Origin of the sequence: Nocardiopsis chromatogenes YIM 90109, from assembly GCF_000341185.1 — a bacterium.
Classification (GTDB): Bacteria; Actinomycetota; Actinomycetes; order Streptosporangiales; family Streptosporangiaceae; genus Nocardiopsis_A; species Nocardiopsis_A chromatogenes.
In genome coordinates this window covers 16,073-30,837 of record NZ_ANBH01000282.1, presented here as the reverse complement: position 1 = coordinate 30,837, position 14,765 = coordinate 16,073, and the positions used below count along the sequence as shown (strand labels likewise).

Genomic DNA, 14,765 nt, shown 5'->3' with positions numbered 1-14,765 from the left:
TTCCGGCCGCCTTTCGCCACGCTGCGTATCCGGTCCGCCTTCGGCGCGCTTCTGCGCGGCGCGGTGTGCGGGGAAAACAGGCCGCTTGTCCTCCTTTTACTCCCCATGACACCTGTGTGCGGCGTGCCGGGTTCGTCATTCCCCGTCATCGATTGCTTACTTGTGGGGCCCGGGTGTGCCGGGGACCGACCGAGATGGGGGAGACATGCCGCGTATCCGGCTTCGCACCGGGGCCCTCGCCGCCGCCGGGCTCCTCGGGGCCGTCCTGCTGCCCGCCGCGCCGCTCGCCGCCGCGCCGCAGGCGCCCGCCCGCCCGCCGGCCCAGGGCTGGATCGAGGAGGACCCCGGCAGCGCCGACCTGCGCCTGGACACCGGCGCCCGGCGGGAGTCGCCGCTCGGCGCCTCGCTGGAGCGCGGCCCCGGCGACGGCCCGGTCGCGCTGGCCACCTTCCCCGCCCGCGGCCTCGACCGCGCCGTCGACGAGCTCGACGTGGCCATCGGCGTCTCCGGCCCGGCCGAGGGTTTCGCCGTGGAGGTGCGCGGTGAGCGCGCCGAAGGGGTGTGGGGCGAGTGGGTGCCGGTCGCCGGGTCCTCGCCCGGCGCCGTCGCCGAGGAGCAGGGCGTGCGCGTGCGCCTGCCCCACCCCGCCGACCGCGTCCAGGTGCGGGTCGGGCTGAGCGGAGAGGCCGCCGACGGCGGGTCGGTGCTGGAGGAGGTGCGGCTGCGCCCGGTCGGCGCCGCCGACGGGGCCGACGGCGGGCTGCCGGGCGAGCCGTTCTCCGCGCGGCTGTTCGCCACCCGGATCGGCCTGGTCGGCGCGACCACCGCCAACGGGCACACGGTCCGCGCCGAGGACCACTTCGTCGCGCTGCCCTCCCGACGGGCGCTGGCGCCGCGCGGCACCGGGGACTACACGGTGCGGGTCTGCACCGGGGACGGCGGGGACGGGCGCCGCTGCGCCTACGCGCCGGTGTGGGACGTGGGCCCATGGAACATCAAGGACGACCACTGGAACACCGACCGCGAGATGTGGCGGGACCTGCCGCACGGCACCCCGCAGGCCCAGTCCGCCTACGACGACGGCTACAACGGGGGGCGGGACGGCTTCGGCCGCAAGGTGCTCAACCCGGCCGGGATCGACCTGGCCGACGGCACCTTCCGCGACGCGCTGGAACTGCCCACCAACGCCTGGGTGCGGGTGGACTACCTGTGGACGGGCGACCCGCGCCCGCGCGCCCGGATCGCGGTGGCCGACCGCGGCGACCCGGTGGTGGTCCGCTCGGGGCCGGGGCTGGACCACCCGGAGACCGGGATGGCCGCCGACGGGGCGCGGGTGGCGGTCGAGTGCCGCGCCGCCGGGGACCGGGTCGACGGCCCGGCGGGCGCGGCGGCCGAGTGGCTGCGCATCGGCGAAGGCGACTTCATCCCGGCGGCCTTCGCCGAGGGCGGGGGCGCGGCCCCCGAGTGCGCGCTGCCCTGAGGCCGCGGACCGGCTCCGGGGGAGCGGCCCGGCCCGGCGGGACCGGATCCGGGAACCCGCTCCCGCAAAGCGGAAGGGGTGGCTCTCGGCCACCCCTTCCGCAATGTGCTGCGGGAGGCTAGGCCCCGCCGTAGGGGACGGCGTCGATGATGTCCACCGACAGGCTCTTGCCGTTGGGGAGCGTGTAACTCACCGTCTCCCCGATCCGCTTACCGTTGATCGCGGAGCCCAGTGGCGACTTGGGGGAGTAGACGTCGATCGGCGCGCCGCTCTCCTCCCGGGAGGCGAGGAGGAAGGTGACCTCTTCGTCGTCGCCCTCGAACTTGATGGTGACGGTCATACCGGGACCGACCTCGCCCTCCTTGTGCGGGGCGCTGCCGACGCGCGCGTTGCGGAGGATGTCCTGGAGCTGGGAGATGCGGGCCTCGATCTTGCCCTGCTCCTCCTTGGCGGCGTGGTAGCCGCCGTTCTCCTTCAGGTCGCCCTCCTCGCGGGCGGCTTCGATCTTGTCGGCGATCTCGATGCGACCAGGCCCCGAAAGGTGCTCCAGCTCCGCCTTGAGCCGGTCATACGCCTCCTGGGTCAGCCAGGTGACGTTGTCATCGCGGGTCTCGGTCACGGGAACTCCCTTGGTGCGTCTGAACTACTGCGGTCCACCATCGGCCGCAGCTGAACTTACGAGGTTATCACCGCGTGATCATCGCGGAAGAACCGTCGATTCCCGCCGTTTGCGCACCGTACGGCGCTTTGCCGGGAGGTGCGGTCGGGAAAGCGGAGGAATGGTCCGCGCGGTGGTCGGCGGTGTCCGGCGCCGGGGCCGGGGCACACGGAGGCGGTCAGGTCAGGGCGGTCTTGGCGTTCACTTTGCCGTTCCTTGTTCCCTGCAGGACGCCACTTCTACCATCGCGGCACGACGAACCGTCTCGATCGTCGCCGTCACGTCCTGGGTTCCCGCCCCGACATCGATCCGGCGCTGGCCCACCTCGACGTGCTGGGCGTCGGTCGCCCGCACCACGCACACCGCGGGCCCGCCGCTGTTGGTCTGGAAGGTGATGCTGGCCTCGTCGTCGGACTCGATGCTCCAGGCGATGGTCTGGTTGGCCACCCCGGTGTGCTCCCCGTAGCTCATCAGGGCGAACCCCCACCCGACGGTGAAGACCCCCGCGGCGATGAGTCCCAGGACGAAGAAGAAGGGGCGGGCGCCGTGCCGCTTCCCGAGCGCGCGCGGGCCGCTGTCGCCGCCGTCGCCTCCGGCGGCGCCGTGCCGCTCGGCGCCGTCGGGCGTGAGGTCAGAGGGGCTCTCGGGCATGCGGGAATCTCCGAACGTAAGGTCTGCGTTGTCTAAGATAGCCCCGCCCAGTGGGGCCCCCGTTCCACCCCCGCCCCCGCATGTCCCCGCACGGGCAGCGCGGAGGGCACCCGGCCGGACCAAGCCTCCGGCCGGGTCTTTTCGAGGAAGCTTCCGCGACTACCCGAGGGGTAACTCCGTTGTCCGAGCGTTTGCGGCTGATGGCCGTGCATGCCCACCCCGACGACGAATCCAGCAAGGGCGCCGCCACCATGGCGCGCTACGTGGCCGAGGGCGCCGAAGTGCTGGTCGTCACACTCACCGGCGGCGAGCGCGGCTCCATCCTGAACCCGGCCATGGACCGGCCCGAGGTCCGCGAGAACATCGGCGAGGTCCGCCGCAAGGAGATGGCCGAGGCCCGCCAGATTCTCGGTGTGCACCAGGAGTTCTCCGGCTTCGTCGACTCGGGCCTGCCCGAGGGCGACCCGCTGCCGCCGCTGCCCGAGGGCTGCTTCGCGGTGCAGCCGCTGGAGACGGCCTCCGAGCCGCTGGTGCGCTCGGTGCGCTCCTTCCGCCCGCACGTCATCCTCACCTACGACGACGAGGGCGGCTACCCCCACCCCGACCACATCATGACCAACCGGGTCTCGGTGGAGGCATTCGAGGCCGCGGGCGACCCGGAGCGCTACCCGGGCACCGGCGACCCGTGGCAGCCGCTCAAGCTCTACTACCACGTGTCCTTCCCGCGCCCCCGCTTCGAGGCGATCTCCGCCGCCCTGGACGAGCGCGGCCTGGACAACCCCTACAAGGACCTGATGAAGCGCTTCGAGGACATGGAGCGCGAGCGCAGGACGTGGGACATCACCACGAAGATCAAGTGTGACGACTACTTCGAGACGCGCGACCGCGCCCTCATCGCGCACGCCACCCAGATCGACCCGAACGGGTTCTGGTTCGCGGTGCCCATGGACATCCAGCGCGCGTCCTGGCCCTGGGAGGACTACCACCTGGCCCGCTCGCTGGTCGACACCGAGATGCCGGAGACGGACCTGTTCGCGGGCGTGCGCGAGACGGTGGGAACATGAACGGTATGGAGACCGTACTCATGCTCGCCCAGCCCGAGGTGGACAAGTTCACCGTCACCCCGGGGGTGCTGGGCTTCCTGGTGGTGGCCGCGATCGGCGGCGTGCTCTACTTCCTCATGCGCAGCATGAGGACCAAGCTCGCCCACGTCCGTGAGGGCGGCTTCGACCAGGCGGCCGCCGACGAGCCGGGGCAGTCCCCCAAGGAGTGAGACGGCACAGGCCGCGGCGCCCGAGCGCCGCGGCCCGCCGCCGGGACGTGCCGGTGCCGCCGCTAGTGGGCCGCACCGCCTGCCGCCGGTGCCGTGCGGCCGTACAGGCACAAGAATCCGCACCGTTCCGGGCCGGCAGACGGCGGGCCCGAGCCCGGGCGTCCGTCGGCCGACCGGTTCCGGCCTCATCGGCAGGGTGCCGGGCGGCCTGCTCGCCCGCCCGGCGGCCGCACCGCACCCGGGCCGACCGGGCCTCCCCGCGTCCGCGTCTGCGACCGGGATGGCGGCAGGCCGGGATAGGGGTCAGTAGGCGACGGTGATACGGCGGCGGACGGCCTGGCTCTTCTCCAGCTCGTCGGTCAGTGCGACGGCGTAGTCCTCGGCGCTGATGAAGCTGCGGCCGTTCGCGTCGAAGAGGAGTTCGTCGCCGCCGAGCTGGAACCGGGCGGTGCGGTCGCCGGGGGCGATCTCGTCGGCCGGGGAGATGTACGTCCAGTCCAGGTCGGTCACCTCGGCGCGCAGGAGCCGCAGGACCTCGCGCTGGGCGAGGGACTCGGCCTTGTAGACCGCGGGGAAGTCGGCGGTGTCGACGCGGTCCGCACCCGACGCGGTCCTGAGGCTGCCGGCGCCGCCGACGACGACGAGTCGCGGCACCCCCGCGGTACGCAGCCCTTCGGCCAGCGAGCGGTACATCGCCAGCAGCGGGGCGGTCGGGTCGGAGCCGTCGCGGGGCGGGGAGACGGCCGACACCACGGCGTCGTGACCCGCGGCCGTCTCGGCCACCCGGGCGGGCACGGTGACGTCGAGGGCGACGCTGGTCAGAGCGGGGCTCGGGGGCAGGGCGTCCGTACGGCCCGAGCGGGTCGCGGCGGTGACCCGGTGGCCGCGGTCCAGCGCTTCGGCTGCCACGCGGGAGCCGATCATGCCGGTGGCGCCGATGAGCAGGATCTTCACTGAGGACTCCGTTCGTTCTGGTCTCGTAGGTGTGGGTGCGGTCAGCGCCGGATCTCGAAGGTGACCTTCGCCTGCTCCATCGTCTCCTGCTGGACGCGCACCTCTCCGGAGGCGTTCTTGTACTTGCCGGTGCCGCCCGTGATGGCGAACTTCTCGTCGAAGACGGGCCCGGAGTCGGAGAGCTCCGCGGTTCCCGACGTGGTGATCTTGCCGTCGGGCAGCTCATAGACGAAGGTCAGCATCTCGGAGGTGCGCGGCTCGGCGTCGGTGGAGATGCCCACGAAGCTGCTGGTGCCCAGCTCGTCGCCGTTCTCGTCGGTGAGGTCGCCGGTCCCGATCAGCTGGTCGCCCAGGGCCGAGTCGTCCGGGGGGACGTCGACCAGGTTGACCGCGGTGCCCTTCTCGACCGCCTCGATGGTGATCGTGCGGTGGTGGTATCCGTGCTTGGGAGGGGCGGCGTTCGCCGCGGTGGGCGCCAGGGACAGGGCGAGGGCTCCGGCCGTGGCGGCGGCGACACCGATCGCAGGAAGGACGTGCTTGCGCATGATCGGACTCCGTATCCGTTGAGGTACCGCATCACGTATCTGCCGGTGCAGATAATATAGCTGCAATGGAAGATATTGCAAGAGCAGATTCTTCGGTTGTTGAGTATCTGGCATCCTGGGGGGATGGACGCGCGACTGCTGCATGACGACGACGTGACGCTCTACGGACTGTTCGTGGAGGCGTTCACTCGCCTCAGGCCCCTCGTGCACCGGGACCTCGGGGTCCCGGACACCTGGTTCGAGGTGCTGTTGCGGCTGGGGCGCACGCCCGGGCACCGGCTGCGCATGACGGACTTGGCGGAGGCCGTGTCCTTCAGCTCGGGCGGTTTCACCCGGCTCGCCGACCGTATGGCGAAAGAGGGGCTGATCCGACGCGACCCCGACCCCGAGGACCGGCGGGCTTCACTGGCCGCCCTGACCGACAAGGGCGCCGAGGCGCTCGACCGGGCCCTGGCCGCCCACGTCTGTCAGCTCCGCAGTCACGTCACCGCACCGCTCTCGGCCGAGGACCGCCGCCACCTGGAACGCATCCTGCGCACACTCCGGGACGCGAACGAGTGAGTCGCCCAGACGCACGGCTGCCGCCCGGTGGGGAGGAGGCTTCTCGCTCGACCCTGTACCTCAGACGGCCGACAGGTCGACGGTGACGGGGAAGGGGACGGACGCCTTGATCGCGCCGGTGAACATCTCGCCCTCCCTGTACGCCTTCATCGCCGGGTCGAGGATGTAGGTGTAGGTGATGGGGACGCCGGTCGCCGGGTGCTCGATCCGCCAGTAGAAGGGGATGCCGGACTCGGCGTACTGGCTCACCTTCACGACCCGGTCCGTGGTCTCCGAGCCGGGGGAGACGACCTCGACGACGAGGAGCAGGTGTTCGGGGCGCGTGGGCGTGACATCGAGGGTGTCCGCCCGGTAGACGGCGACATCAGGGCGGCGGTTGGTCAGTGGCACGTCTTGGAGGCGGATGTCGAAGTCCGTGTCGGCGTTCCAGTCCGGGCCCGCCGCGTCGTCCAGCGCGTTGGCCAGGATCCGGGCCGGCCGGTTGTGCCGCTTGGACGCGCTCGGACTCACGACGACCATCCCGTCCACGATCTCGATGCCCGCGCACTGCTCCTCGGACCAGGAGTCGTACTCCTCCGCGCTGATCTGCGAGTGCATCCACGCAGGGGCCATCTCCGCGCCCATGGCGTACCTCCCTCGACCGGCGGTTACCGTCAGGCCCAGCACTGCTCGGTCCAGCGTACTGCCGCTCCCGCATCCCTGCCGGTACCTGCCGCGCCCGCAGCCGCGCCCCCGTTCGCAGCGGGGCGTGATCCGTGTACGGGTCCGCCTCAGTCCGGAGACGGCGGGCCGTTCCAGTGGTAGATGTTCTCCGGACGGCCCTGGCCGCCGTAGCGCGGGCGGCGCTCCACGAGGGCCTGGTCGGCGAGGTGCTCCAGGTAGCGGCGGGCGGTGACGCGGGCCATGCCCAGGCGGTTCCCGGCCTCGGCGGCCGTGATGCCGTCCGGGTCGAGTCCGCGGAGCAGGTCCACCACGGCGGAGAGGGTCGGGTTGCTCATCCCCTTCGGGAGCGGGCCGCCGATGCTGCCGCGCAGCGCACCGAACGCCCGGTCCAGGTCCTGTTGGGCGGCGGTCCCGCCGCGGTCGAGGAGGTGGCCCCGGTATTCGGCGTAGCGTTCCAGCTTGTCGCGGAAGGCGGCGAAGCTGAACGGCTTCAGCAGGTACTGCACCACGCCGTAAACCAGCACCGAGCGGACGGTGCCCACATCGCGCGCCGAGGTGATGGCGATGATGTCGGTGAGGTGGCCGCGGGCGCGCAGGGTGCGGCAGACGTCCAGGCCGGTCATGTCGGGCAGGTAGAAGTCCAACAGGACGAGGTCGACGGGGTGCCGGTCCAGGAAGTCCAGTGCCTCGGCGCCCCGGTGCACCACGCCCGCGGCGGTGAAGCCGGGGACCCGCTCGACGTACTGCGCGTGCGCGTCGGCGATCTGCGGGTCGTCCTCGACGATGAGCGCTCTGATCCTGTCTTCACCGCTGGTCATGCGTCTTCTTCCCGGTTCGGCCGGTCGTCCGGCCCGCTCTGCCCGTCCGGCCCGCCCGATGCTCGGGGGGCCTCCTGCGGACGCAACCGCACGGTGAACACCGCGCCGTCGCCCGACTCCACCTCGGCCTCGCCCCCGTACCGGTCGATCACCTGCTTGACCAGGGCGAGGCCCAGGCCCTGGCCCCGCGCCCCGGCGGCGGACTTGGTGGTCCAGCCGCGGGTGAAGATGGAGTCCAGGTGCGCGCCGCCCACGCCGCGGCCGCTGTCGGCCACCCGGACCAGCAGGCCGCCGCCCCCATCGCCGCGCGCGGTCACCGTGACCCGTCGGGGCGGTTCGGCGGCCAGCGCCGCGTCGATGGCGTTGTCCACCAGGTTCCCGACCAGGGTGACCAGGTCGCGGGCCGCGATCGCGCACTCGGTGACCGCGGTGTCCTCGGTGACCACCAGCTCCACGCCCTTCTCGGCGGCCTGGGCCGCCTTGCCGAGCAGCAGCGCGGCCAGGGCGGGCTCCTCCACCGCCTCGGTCAGCCGGTCGGCGAGCTGCTGGGCGGAGGCCAGTTCGACGGTGGCGAACTCCACGGCGCGCTCGGTCTGGCCGAGTTCGACCATGGTGACCACGGTGTGCAGGCGGTTCGCGGACTCGTGCGCCTGGGCGCGCAGCGCCTCGGTGAAGCCGCGCACCGAGTCCAGCTCACCGGCCAGCGCCTCCAGCTCGGTGTGGTCGCGCAGGGTGGTGACGGTGCCCAGCGGGCGGCCGTCCTTCTCGATGCGCTCCTGGCGGGCGACGAGCACCCGGTCGCCGTAGGCGCACAACCGGTCGTCGGCGGGTTCCCCGGAGGCGAGCAGCCCGTCGAGCGGGGGCCGCAGGCCGAGGTCGCCGACCCGGCGGCCCTCGGCGTCGGCGCCCAGGCCGAGCAGTTCGCGCGCCTGGTCGTTGGCGAGCACCAGCTCGCCGCGCGGGCTGACGATCAGCAGGCCCTCGCGGACGGTGCGCAGGACGGCGTCGTGGTGCTCGTACATGCGGGTGATCTCCGCGGCGCCCAGGCCCAGGGTCTGCCGGTCCAGACGCCGGCTGATCGCGTACGAGCCCGCGGCGGCGACCAGCAGCGCGGCGGCGGAGACGGCGACGACCGGGTACAGGCGGCGCTGGACCTCGCTGCCGATCCGCTCCTGGAGGATCCCGATGGACACCAGCGCCTCCACTTGGCCGTCCTCGCCGCGGATGGGCGTCACCGCGCGGACCGAGGGGCCCAGCGTCCCCGCGTAGCTCTCGGTGAAGGTGCGGCCCTCCAGCGCGGGGGCGACCGTCCCGACGAAGGGTTCGCCGATGCGCTCCGGGTCGGGGTGGGTGTAGCGGGTCCGGTCGGGGGCCATGAAGACGATGAAGTCGGTTCCGGCCGCCTCGCCCACGGATTCGGCGAGCGGCTGCAGTTCGGCCGACGGGTCGGGGCCCTTCAGCGCGGTACGGACCTCGGGCAGCTCGGCCAGCGCGGAGGCCAGGGCGCGCACCTGGAGCGCGGCATGCTCGTGGGTGTCCCGGCGCACCTCCAGGAAGACCAGCACCGCCGCCGTCCCGACCAGTGAGAGGAACACCGCGAGCTGCAGTACGAAGAGCTGTCGCGCCAGGCTCATCCGCTTGCGCATGGTGCCATTCTCACAGGTCGGGGGCGGCGGCGCGGGAGGGGCGGGGCCCGGCCGGGCCGCAGGGCCCGCGGTCACATCGTGATGCCCAGGGCCCAGCCGCCGAGCAGCATGCTCATCGCCGTGATCAGGACGACGCCGATCAGGTTCAGCCACAGCCCGGCCCGGATCATCTGCGGCATCGTCACATACCCGGAGCCGAACACGATCGCGTTCGGCGGGGTGCCGACCGGGAGCATGAAGCTGCAGGTGGCGGCCAACGCGGCGGGGACCATCAGCAGCATCGGGTCGACGCCGATGCCCACGGCGACCGCGGCGAGCACCGGCAGGAAGGTGGTGGCCGTCGCGGTGTTGCTGGTGAGCTCGGTGAGCAGCAGGATGATCAGGCAGACGGCGGCGACCAGCAGGATGACGGGCAGTGCGCCCAGGCCGCCCATCTTGCCGCCGATCCATTCCGAGAGCCCCGTGTCCTGAACGGCCTTGGCCAGGCACAGGCCGCCGCCGAAGAGCAGCAGCACACCCCAGGGGACGCCGTTCTGCGCGGTCCGCCAGTCCATGGCGGCCACGCCCTTCTTCGCCGACACGGGGATGAGGAAGAGGGCGAGCGCGGCGGCCAGGGCGATGGTGGTGTCGTCGAGGTTCGCGATGAAGGGGAGCGCGGAGGTCAGCGCGCCCCACCCGCTGAGCTGGTCCTTGAAGACCCACAGCAGTGCGGTGGAGACGAACACGGCCAGGACGGTCCACTCGCCGCGCGACATCGGGCCGAGCCCGTCCAGCTCCTCCTGGATGACCTGCTTGCCGCCCATCACGTCGCCGAGCCGGGTCGGGTAGGCGACGCGGGTCAGGAACGCCCAGGCGGTGATGAGGAAGACGGCCGAGAGCGGCACGCCCAGCTTCATCCAGTCGGCGAAGCCGATGTGGACGCCGTAGGACTCCTCCATGATGCCGCTCATGATGAGGTTCGGCGGGCTGCCGATCAGGGTGGCCAGGCCGCCGATGGTGGCGGCGAAGGCGATGCCCAGCATCATCGCGACGGAGAAGTTCTTGGTGTCCTTGTCGGCGGACAGGGCCGCCACCGGGTCCTCCTCGGCGCGGCTCCCGGCGTCGGCCCGAGCACCGGCCCCGGCCTCAGCGCCGGTACCGGACGCCGCCGCGGCCCCGTCGCCCTGCGGCGCGGTCCGCGCGCTCCGGGCCGCGGCGACCATCGCCAGCACGCTGACGCCGATGGGCAGCATCATCATGGTGGTGGCGGTGTTGCTCACCCACATGGACAGGAACCAGGTCGCGGTCATCACGCCGAGCAGCAGCTGGCGCGGCTTGGTGCCGATCGCCCGCATGGTCAGCAGCGCGATGCGCTTGTGCAGGTTCCACTTCTGCATGGCCAGGGCGATGACGAAGCCGCCCAGGAAGAGGAAGACGATCGGGTGGCCGTAGGCGGCCGCGGCGTCACCGGACGGGAGGACGCCGAGCAGCGGCAGCGCGACCAGGGGTACCAGCGAGGTCGCGGCCAGCGGCAGGGCCTCGGTCATCCACCAGACGGCGACCAGGATCGCCACGGCGAGCGAGGCGCGGGCCGCTCCGGACAGGCCGGGGTCGGCCGGGATCAGAAAGTAGGCCGACAAGGCCAGGCCCGGCCCGAGCAGCCGGCCGATCCAGACGCGCATGTTGGGCAGGTGCCGTTCGTCGGCGCCGGGTCGTGGCCCCGCGGATCGCCGCATCCGGCTCTCGGGCGCCCGGTCCTCCGTGGTTGCCATCGAGGTCCCTTCCGTAACGTTCCGGCCATCGGCCGGTCATCGGGGTGCCCGGACAAGGTGACATGGACCACCACGGGTGTCGCTCTTTTGTTCCTAACGGTCACAGGACCCTGACGAGGGACTTTGCGTCCTCGGAGCGCGGCCGCGCGTGACGCGGGCGGCCGACCGGCCCACCGCGGCGGGCGCCGCCGGCGCCGCCGAACTCATGGCAGGTCAGTAGTAAAGCCGGTAGTATTGGTGGCATGAGTGGTAGCAAGAAATATTCGGTGAGTCTGCCTGAGGAGCTCGCGGAGACCGTGCGTGCCCGGGTGGGGCCGGGGGGCTTCTCCGCCTTCGTGGCCGAGGCCATCGAGCACCGGATCGCGATGGACCGGCTAGGGGAGATCGTCGCGGACTTCGAGGCGGATAACGGTCCACTCATGGACCAGGAGGTCGAGGCGGCCCGGGCGGTGCTGCGCCATGATGGGCACGCGGACAGCCGGAACGCGGTCTGATGCCCGGCACGGTAGTCCTCGATTGTGAAGGGCTGAGCAAGCTCTACCGAAAGGACCGCGGGGTGGTGGCCCTGGTCGAGGCCGCCCGGCGGGAGGGGGCTCGGGTGGGGACCACGGTGATGACCGTCCTGGAAGCCGACGATGAGCGCGTCCACCCCGCCAGGATCGCCTGGGTCCTCTCCCGTGTCGATGTCCACGAGGTCACTCGGGCTGTCATGGATGAGGCTGCGACCCTCCTGCGCGCGCACCGGCTGCGCGGGCACAAGTACGCCATCGATGCGGTCCTCGCCGCCCTGGCCCGTACCTCGGCGGCGCCGGTGACGCTGGCGGCCTCGGACCCAGAGGACTTGACGCTGCTGTGCGGCCCAGGCGTCGGGGTCGTCAAGGTCTGAGACGCGCGCCTTTGCAGCGGTCGGAGCCCTGGCCCACGAGTCCTTGCCGGGGGAGCCGCGGCCCGCCCGCCGTGCATGGCGTCCGTGCCGTGGGGCAGAGTGGGGACATGTCCAACCGCTTGGCCGATGCGACCAGCCCCTATCTGCTTCAGCACGCCGACAACCCCGTGCACTGGCGCCCCTGGGGCGAGGAGGCCTTCGCCGAGGCCCGTCGCCGGGACGTGCCGGTGCTGCTGTCGGTGGGCTACGCCGCCTGCCACTGGTGCCACGTCATGGCGCACGAGTCCTTCGAGGACGCGGCCACCGCCGAGCGGATGAACGACGGCTTCGTCAACGTCAAGGTCGACCGCGAGGAGCGGCCCGACGTCGACGCCGTCTACATGGAGGCCGTCCAGGCCATGACCGGCCAGGGCGGCTGGCCCATGACGGCCTTCCTCACCCCCGACGGCGCCCCCTTCTACTGCGGCACCTACTTCCCGCGCGAGCACTTCAACCGGCTCCTGGAGGCCGTGTCCCGCGTCTGGCGCGAGGAGCGCGACGGCGTGCTCGACCAGGGCCGCCGGGTGGTCGAGGCGCTGGCCGCCCCGCGCACCCTCGGTGAAGGACAGGTGCCCGGCGCAGACGAGGCCGCCGCCGCGGTGGAGGGCCTGGCCCGCGACTTCGACGCCCGGCGCGGCGGATTCGGCGGCGCCCCCAAGTTCCCGCCGTCCATGCTCTTCACCTTCCTGCTCGCGCACCACCGCCGCACCGGCGACGAACGCGCGCTGCTGATGGCCCGCACCACCGCCGAGGCCATGGCCCGCGGCGNGGCGGCGGCTCCCCCCGCTACTCGGTGGACGCCGACTGGACCGTGCCGCACTTCGAGAAGATGCTCTACGACAACGCGCTGCTGCTCCGCGCCTACCTGCGGCTGTGGCGCGAGACCGGCGACCCGCTCGCCCGCCGCACCGCCCTGGGCACCGCCGACTGGATGGTCGCCGACCTGCTCACCCCCCAAGGCGGCTTCGCCTCCGCGCTGGACGCCGACAGCGAGGGCGAGGAGGGCCGCTACTACGTGTGGACCCCCGCCGAGCTGGAGCGGGTGCTCGGCCCCGACGACGGGGCGTGGGCCGCCGGGGTCTTCGGCGTCACCGGCGAGGGCACCTTCGAGCACGGCACCTCCGTCCTGCGCCTGCCCGAGGACCCCGACGACCCCGAGCGCTTCGAACGGGTGCGCCGCACCCTGCTGGCCGAGCGCGCGCGGCGGGTCCCCCCGGCCCGCGACGACAAGGTGGTCGCCGCATGGAACGGGCTGGCCGTGGCCGCCCTGGCCGAGGCCGGCGCCCTGCTGGACCGCCCCGACCTCGTAGAGCGCGCCCGCACCGCCGCCCGGCTCCTGGCCGACGTGCACATGGACGGCGGCCGCATCGCCCGCACCTCCCGGGACGGTGCCGTCGGCGCGAGCGCGGGCGTCCTGGAGGACTACGCCGACGCCGCCGAGGGCTTCCTCGCGCTGTTCGCGGTCACCGGCGAACAGGAGTGGACCGCCGCGGCCGGGCGGCTGCTCGACACCGTCCTGGACCGGTTCACCGACGCCTCCGGCGCCTTCTACGACACCGCCGACGACGCCGAGGCGCTCATCAACCGGCCCCAGGACCCCACCGACAACGCCGTCCCCTCCGGCTGCTTCGCCGCCGCCGGTGCGCTGCTGACCTATTCCGGCCTCACCGGCTCCCAGCGGCACCGGCGCGCCGCCGAGAGCGCGCTGGGGCCGGTGGTGCCGCTGGCCGCCAAGGCGCCGCGGTTCGCCGGGTGGGGGCTCGCCGTCACCGAGACCCTGCTCAGCGGCCCCCTGGAGGTGGCCGTCGTCGGCCCCGAGGGCACCGAGGCCACCCGCGAGCTGCACCGCACCGCCCTGATGGCCGCGCCGTTCGGCACCGCCGTGGCGCCCGGGGGAGGGGACGCCCCCGAGGACCCCGCGGACGCGCCGGTGCCGCTGCTGGCCGGGCGCCCGCTCATCGGCGGCGGCCCCGCCGCCTACGTGTGCCGCGGCTTCACCTGCGACCTGCCGGTGCGCGACGCCGCGGCCCTACGGGGGCGGCTCGTGCCCTGACGTTGGCCGGATCCGGCCGCGACGCGCGGCGGCCGGGCGGCCGTGCCGTGACATCGGGCATCCACAGTCGGAGGAGGGCCGAGCGGCGGCCCGCCACGGGGAGCGCGGAGGGGAGCGCGATGGGCAGACGGGCGGTGCCCTTGGCCGCGCCGCTTGTCCTGGTGCTGGCGGCGGCGCTGGCCGGATGCACCGGCCAGGTGCACCTGAGGCCGGGCCCGGCCCGCCCGGCGGCCTCCGCCGAGGACGGGTTCCCCCTGCGCAAGGGCGACGGCCTGCACGTGGTCAACGACATCAACCTGGTGCTGCCCGAGGGCTGGCTGGCGCTCGGCTCGGACGGCTGCCTGGCCCCGCCCGCCGCCGCCGAGGAGGCCGGAGGGGAGCACGGCCAGGGGGACGGGCCGCTGCCCTGCCCGCCCGCGGCCATGCGGCTTCGGTTCAACGTCAGCGACGGGGGCAGCGTCAGCCGCGACGACCTGGGCTCCGACACCGGCTGGAAGCGCCCCAACGTGGTGTGCCCCGGCTCGGTGGGCCAGGTGGGCTCGGCCGTCCCGGCCCTGGTGAAGTGGGAGAAGGGAGAGGACTTCGAGCTCGTCAGCGGCGAGCGGGTCGAGCAGACCGCCTGGCGGCTCAAGTGCGAGGGCGGCGCCCCGTTCGAGACCCGGCTGTGGCTGGTCCCCGACGCGGACGTGGCCCTCGACGTCGCGATCGTCGACCCGGCCGCCGACTACGACCGCATCGCCCGTTCCATGGACCTGTCCCGGTACACGCCCTGAGCGGCACGGCCGCG

General features: G+C 73.0%; 15 protein-coding genes and 1 pseudogene. 8 read left to right on the top strand and 8 right to left on the bottom strand.

The features are described 5' to 3' along the window. Positions 1-205: 205 nt before the first annotated feature. On the top strand, positions 206-1,480 hold the full coding sequence (locus D476_RS0125655) for a hypothetical protein (RefSeq protein WP_017626778.1): 1,275 nt from the start codon (positions 206-208) through the stop codon (positions 1,478-1,480). A gap of 118 nt (positions 1,481-1,598) precedes the next feature. Here the strand turns inward: D476_RS0125655 and greA are convergent, their stop codons facing one another. Both greA and D476_RS0125645 read right to left on the bottom strand, forming a co-directional pair. Beyond that, a complete protein-coding gene (gene greA / locus D476_RS0125650; RefSeq protein ID WP_017626777.1) occupies positions 1,599-2,099 on the bottom strand; it encodes a transcription elongation factor GreA in 501 nt (166 codons plus the stop codon). Positions 2,100-2,339: 240 nt separating this feature from the next. After that, positions 2,340-2,789, bottom strand: a complete 450-nt coding sequence (locus D476_RS0125645; RefSeq protein ID WP_017626776.1) for a DUF4307 domain-containing protein — start codon at positions 2,787-2,789, stop codon at positions 2,340-2,342. 179 nt (positions 2,790-2,968) lie between these two features. Here D476_RS0125645 and mca point away from each other — a divergent pair, with 179 nt between their 5' ends. Next, positions 2,969-3,853, top strand: coding sequence for a mycothiol conjugate amidase Mca (gene mca, locus D476_RS0125640; protein WP_017626775.1), 885 nt, complete (start codon positions 2,969-2,971; stop codon positions 3,851-3,853). 5 nt (positions 3,854-3,858) lie between these two features. Then, on the top strand, positions 3,859-4,062 hold the full coding sequence (locus tag D476_RS34555; protein ID WP_017626774.1) for a hypothetical protein: 204 nt from the start codon (positions 3,859-3,861) through the stop codon (positions 4,060-4,062). A 303-nt stretch (positions 4,063-4,365) separates the two neighbouring features. On the opposite strand, the gene D476_RS0125630 is transcribed toward D476_RS34555, so the two are convergent. Beyond that, positions 4,366-5,016, bottom strand: coding sequence for an NAD(P)-dependent oxidoreductase (locus D476_RS0125630; RefSeq protein ID WP_017626773.1), 651 nt, complete (start codon positions 5,014-5,016; stop codon positions 4,366-4,368). A 41-nt stretch (positions 5,017-5,057) separates the two neighbouring features. After that, on the bottom strand, positions 5,058-5,561 hold the full coding sequence (locus tag D476_RS0125625; protein ID WP_017626772.1) for an allene oxide cyclase barrel-like domain-containing protein: 504 nt from the start codon (positions 5,559-5,561) through the stop codon (positions 5,058-5,060). A 123-nt stretch (positions 5,562-5,684) separates the two neighbouring features. On the opposite strand from D476_RS0125625, the gene D476_RS0125620 reads away from it, so the two are divergent. Next, a complete protein-coding gene (locus tag D476_RS0125620; protein ID WP_017626771.1) occupies positions 5,685-6,122 on the top strand; it encodes a MarR family winged helix-turn-helix transcriptional regulator in 438 nt (145 codons plus the stop codon). Positions 6,123-6,182: 60 nt separating this feature from the next. Here the strand turns inward: D476_RS0125620 and D476_RS0125615 are convergent, their stop codons facing one another. From D476_RS0125615 to D476_RS0125600, 4 genes are all read right to left on the bottom strand, one after another. Then, positions 6,183-6,746, bottom strand: coding sequence for a Uma2 family endonuclease (locus D476_RS0125615; RefSeq protein ID WP_017626770.1), 564 nt, complete (start codon positions 6,744-6,746; stop codon positions 6,183-6,185). A gap of 146 nt (positions 6,747-6,892) precedes the next feature. Next, positions 6,893-7,603, bottom strand: coding sequence for a response regulator (locus tag D476_RS0125610; RefSeq protein WP_017626769.1), 711 nt, complete (start codon positions 7,601-7,603; stop codon positions 6,893-6,895). Then, positions 7,600-9,249, bottom strand: coding sequence for a sensor histidine kinase (locus tag D476_RS34550; RefSeq protein WP_017626768.1), 1,650 nt, complete (start codon positions 9,247-9,249; stop codon positions 7,600-7,602). The genes D476_RS0125610 and D476_RS34550 overlap by 4 nt, the downstream gene beginning before the upstream one ends. Before the next feature lie 71 nt (positions 9,250-9,320). After that, positions 9,321-11,000: an SLC13 family permease gene (locus D476_RS0125600; protein WP_017626767.1), complete on the bottom strand. Its 1,680-nt coding sequence runs from the start codon at positions 10,998-11,000 to the stop codon at positions 9,321-9,323. Positions 11,001-11,242: 242 nt separating this feature from the next. Between D476_RS0125600 and D476_RS0125595 the strand changes: the two genes are divergently transcribed. The 4 genes and pseudogenes from D476_RS0125595 to D476_RS0125580 all read left to right on the top strand — a co-directional run bounded on the left by D476_RS0125595 (position 11,243) and on the right by D476_RS0125580 (position 14,751). Further along, positions 11,243-11,494, top strand: coding sequence for a ribbon-helix-helix domain-containing protein (locus D476_RS0125595; protein WP_026123848.1), 252 nt, complete (start codon positions 11,243-11,245; stop codon positions 11,492-11,494). After that, entirely contained in the window at positions 11,494-11,886 is a 393-nt protein-coding gene (locus tag D476_RS0125590; RefSeq protein ID WP_017626765.1) for a hypothetical protein, read from the top strand. The genes D476_RS0125595 and D476_RS0125590 overlap by 1 nt, the downstream gene beginning before the upstream one ends. Positions 11,887-11,993: 107 nt before the next feature. Continuing rightward, a pseudogene (locus D476_RS34545) lies at positions 11,994-13,978 on the top strand (thioredoxin domain-containing protein). A 119-nt stretch (positions 13,979-14,097) separates the two neighbouring features. Continuing rightward, positions 14,098-14,751: a hypothetical protein gene (locus D476_RS0125580; protein WP_017626763.1), complete on the top strand. Its 654-nt coding sequence runs from the start codon at positions 14,098-14,100 to the stop codon at positions 14,749-14,751. The last annotated feature ends 14 nt before the right edge of the window (positions 14,752-14,765 follow it).

Excerpts from the sequence above, each read along its gene's own strand:
- D476_RS0125655 (WP_017626778.1), top strand. The coding sequence starts at position 206 with ATGCCGCGTATCCGGCTTCGCACCGGGGCCCTCGCCGCCGCCGGGCTC.
- D476_RS0125645 (WP_017626776.1), bottom strand. The coding sequence starts at position 2,789 with ATGCCCGAGAGCCCCTCTGACCTCACGCCCGACGGCGCCGAGCGGCAC.
- D476_RS34555 (WP_017626774.1), top strand. The coding sequence starts at position 3,859 with ATGGAGACCGTACTCATGCTCGCCCAGCCCGAGGTGGACAAGTTCACC.
- D476_RS0125625 (WP_017626772.1), bottom strand. The coding sequence starts at position 5,561 with ATGCGCAAGCACGTCCTTCCTGCGATCGGTGTCGCCGCCGCCACGGCC.
- D476_RS0125620 (WP_017626771.1), top strand. The coding sequence starts at position 5,685 with ATGGACGCGCGACTGCTGCATGACGACGACGTGACGCTCTACGGACTG.
- D476_RS0125615 (WP_017626770.1), bottom strand. The coding sequence starts at position 6,746 with ATGGGCGCGGAGATGGCCCCTGCGTGGATGCACTCGCAGATCAGCGCG.
- D476_RS0125610 (WP_017626769.1), bottom strand. The coding sequence starts at position 7,603 with ATGACCAGCGGTGAAGACAGGATCAGAGCGCTCATCGTCGAGGACGAC.
- D476_RS34550 (WP_017626768.1), bottom strand. The coding sequence starts at position 9,249 with ATGCGCAAGCGGATGAGCCTGGCGCGACAGCTCTTCGTACTGCAGCTC.
- D476_RS0125600 (WP_017626767.1), bottom strand. The coding sequence starts at position 11,000 with ATGGCAACCACGGAGGACCGGGCGCCCGAGAGCCGGATGCGGCGATCC.
- D476_RS0125595 (WP_026123848.1), top strand. The coding sequence starts at position 11,243 with ATGAGTGGTAGCAAGAAATATTCGGTGAGTCTGCCTGAGGAGCTCGCG.
- D476_RS0125590 (WP_017626765.1), top strand. The coding sequence starts at position 11,494 with ATGCCCGGCACGGTAGTCCTCGATTGTGAAGGGCTGAGCAAGCTCTAC.
- D476_RS0125580 (WP_017626763.1), top strand. The coding sequence starts at position 14,098 with ATGGGCAGACGGGCGGTGCCCTTGGCCGCGCCGCTTGTCCTGGTGCTG.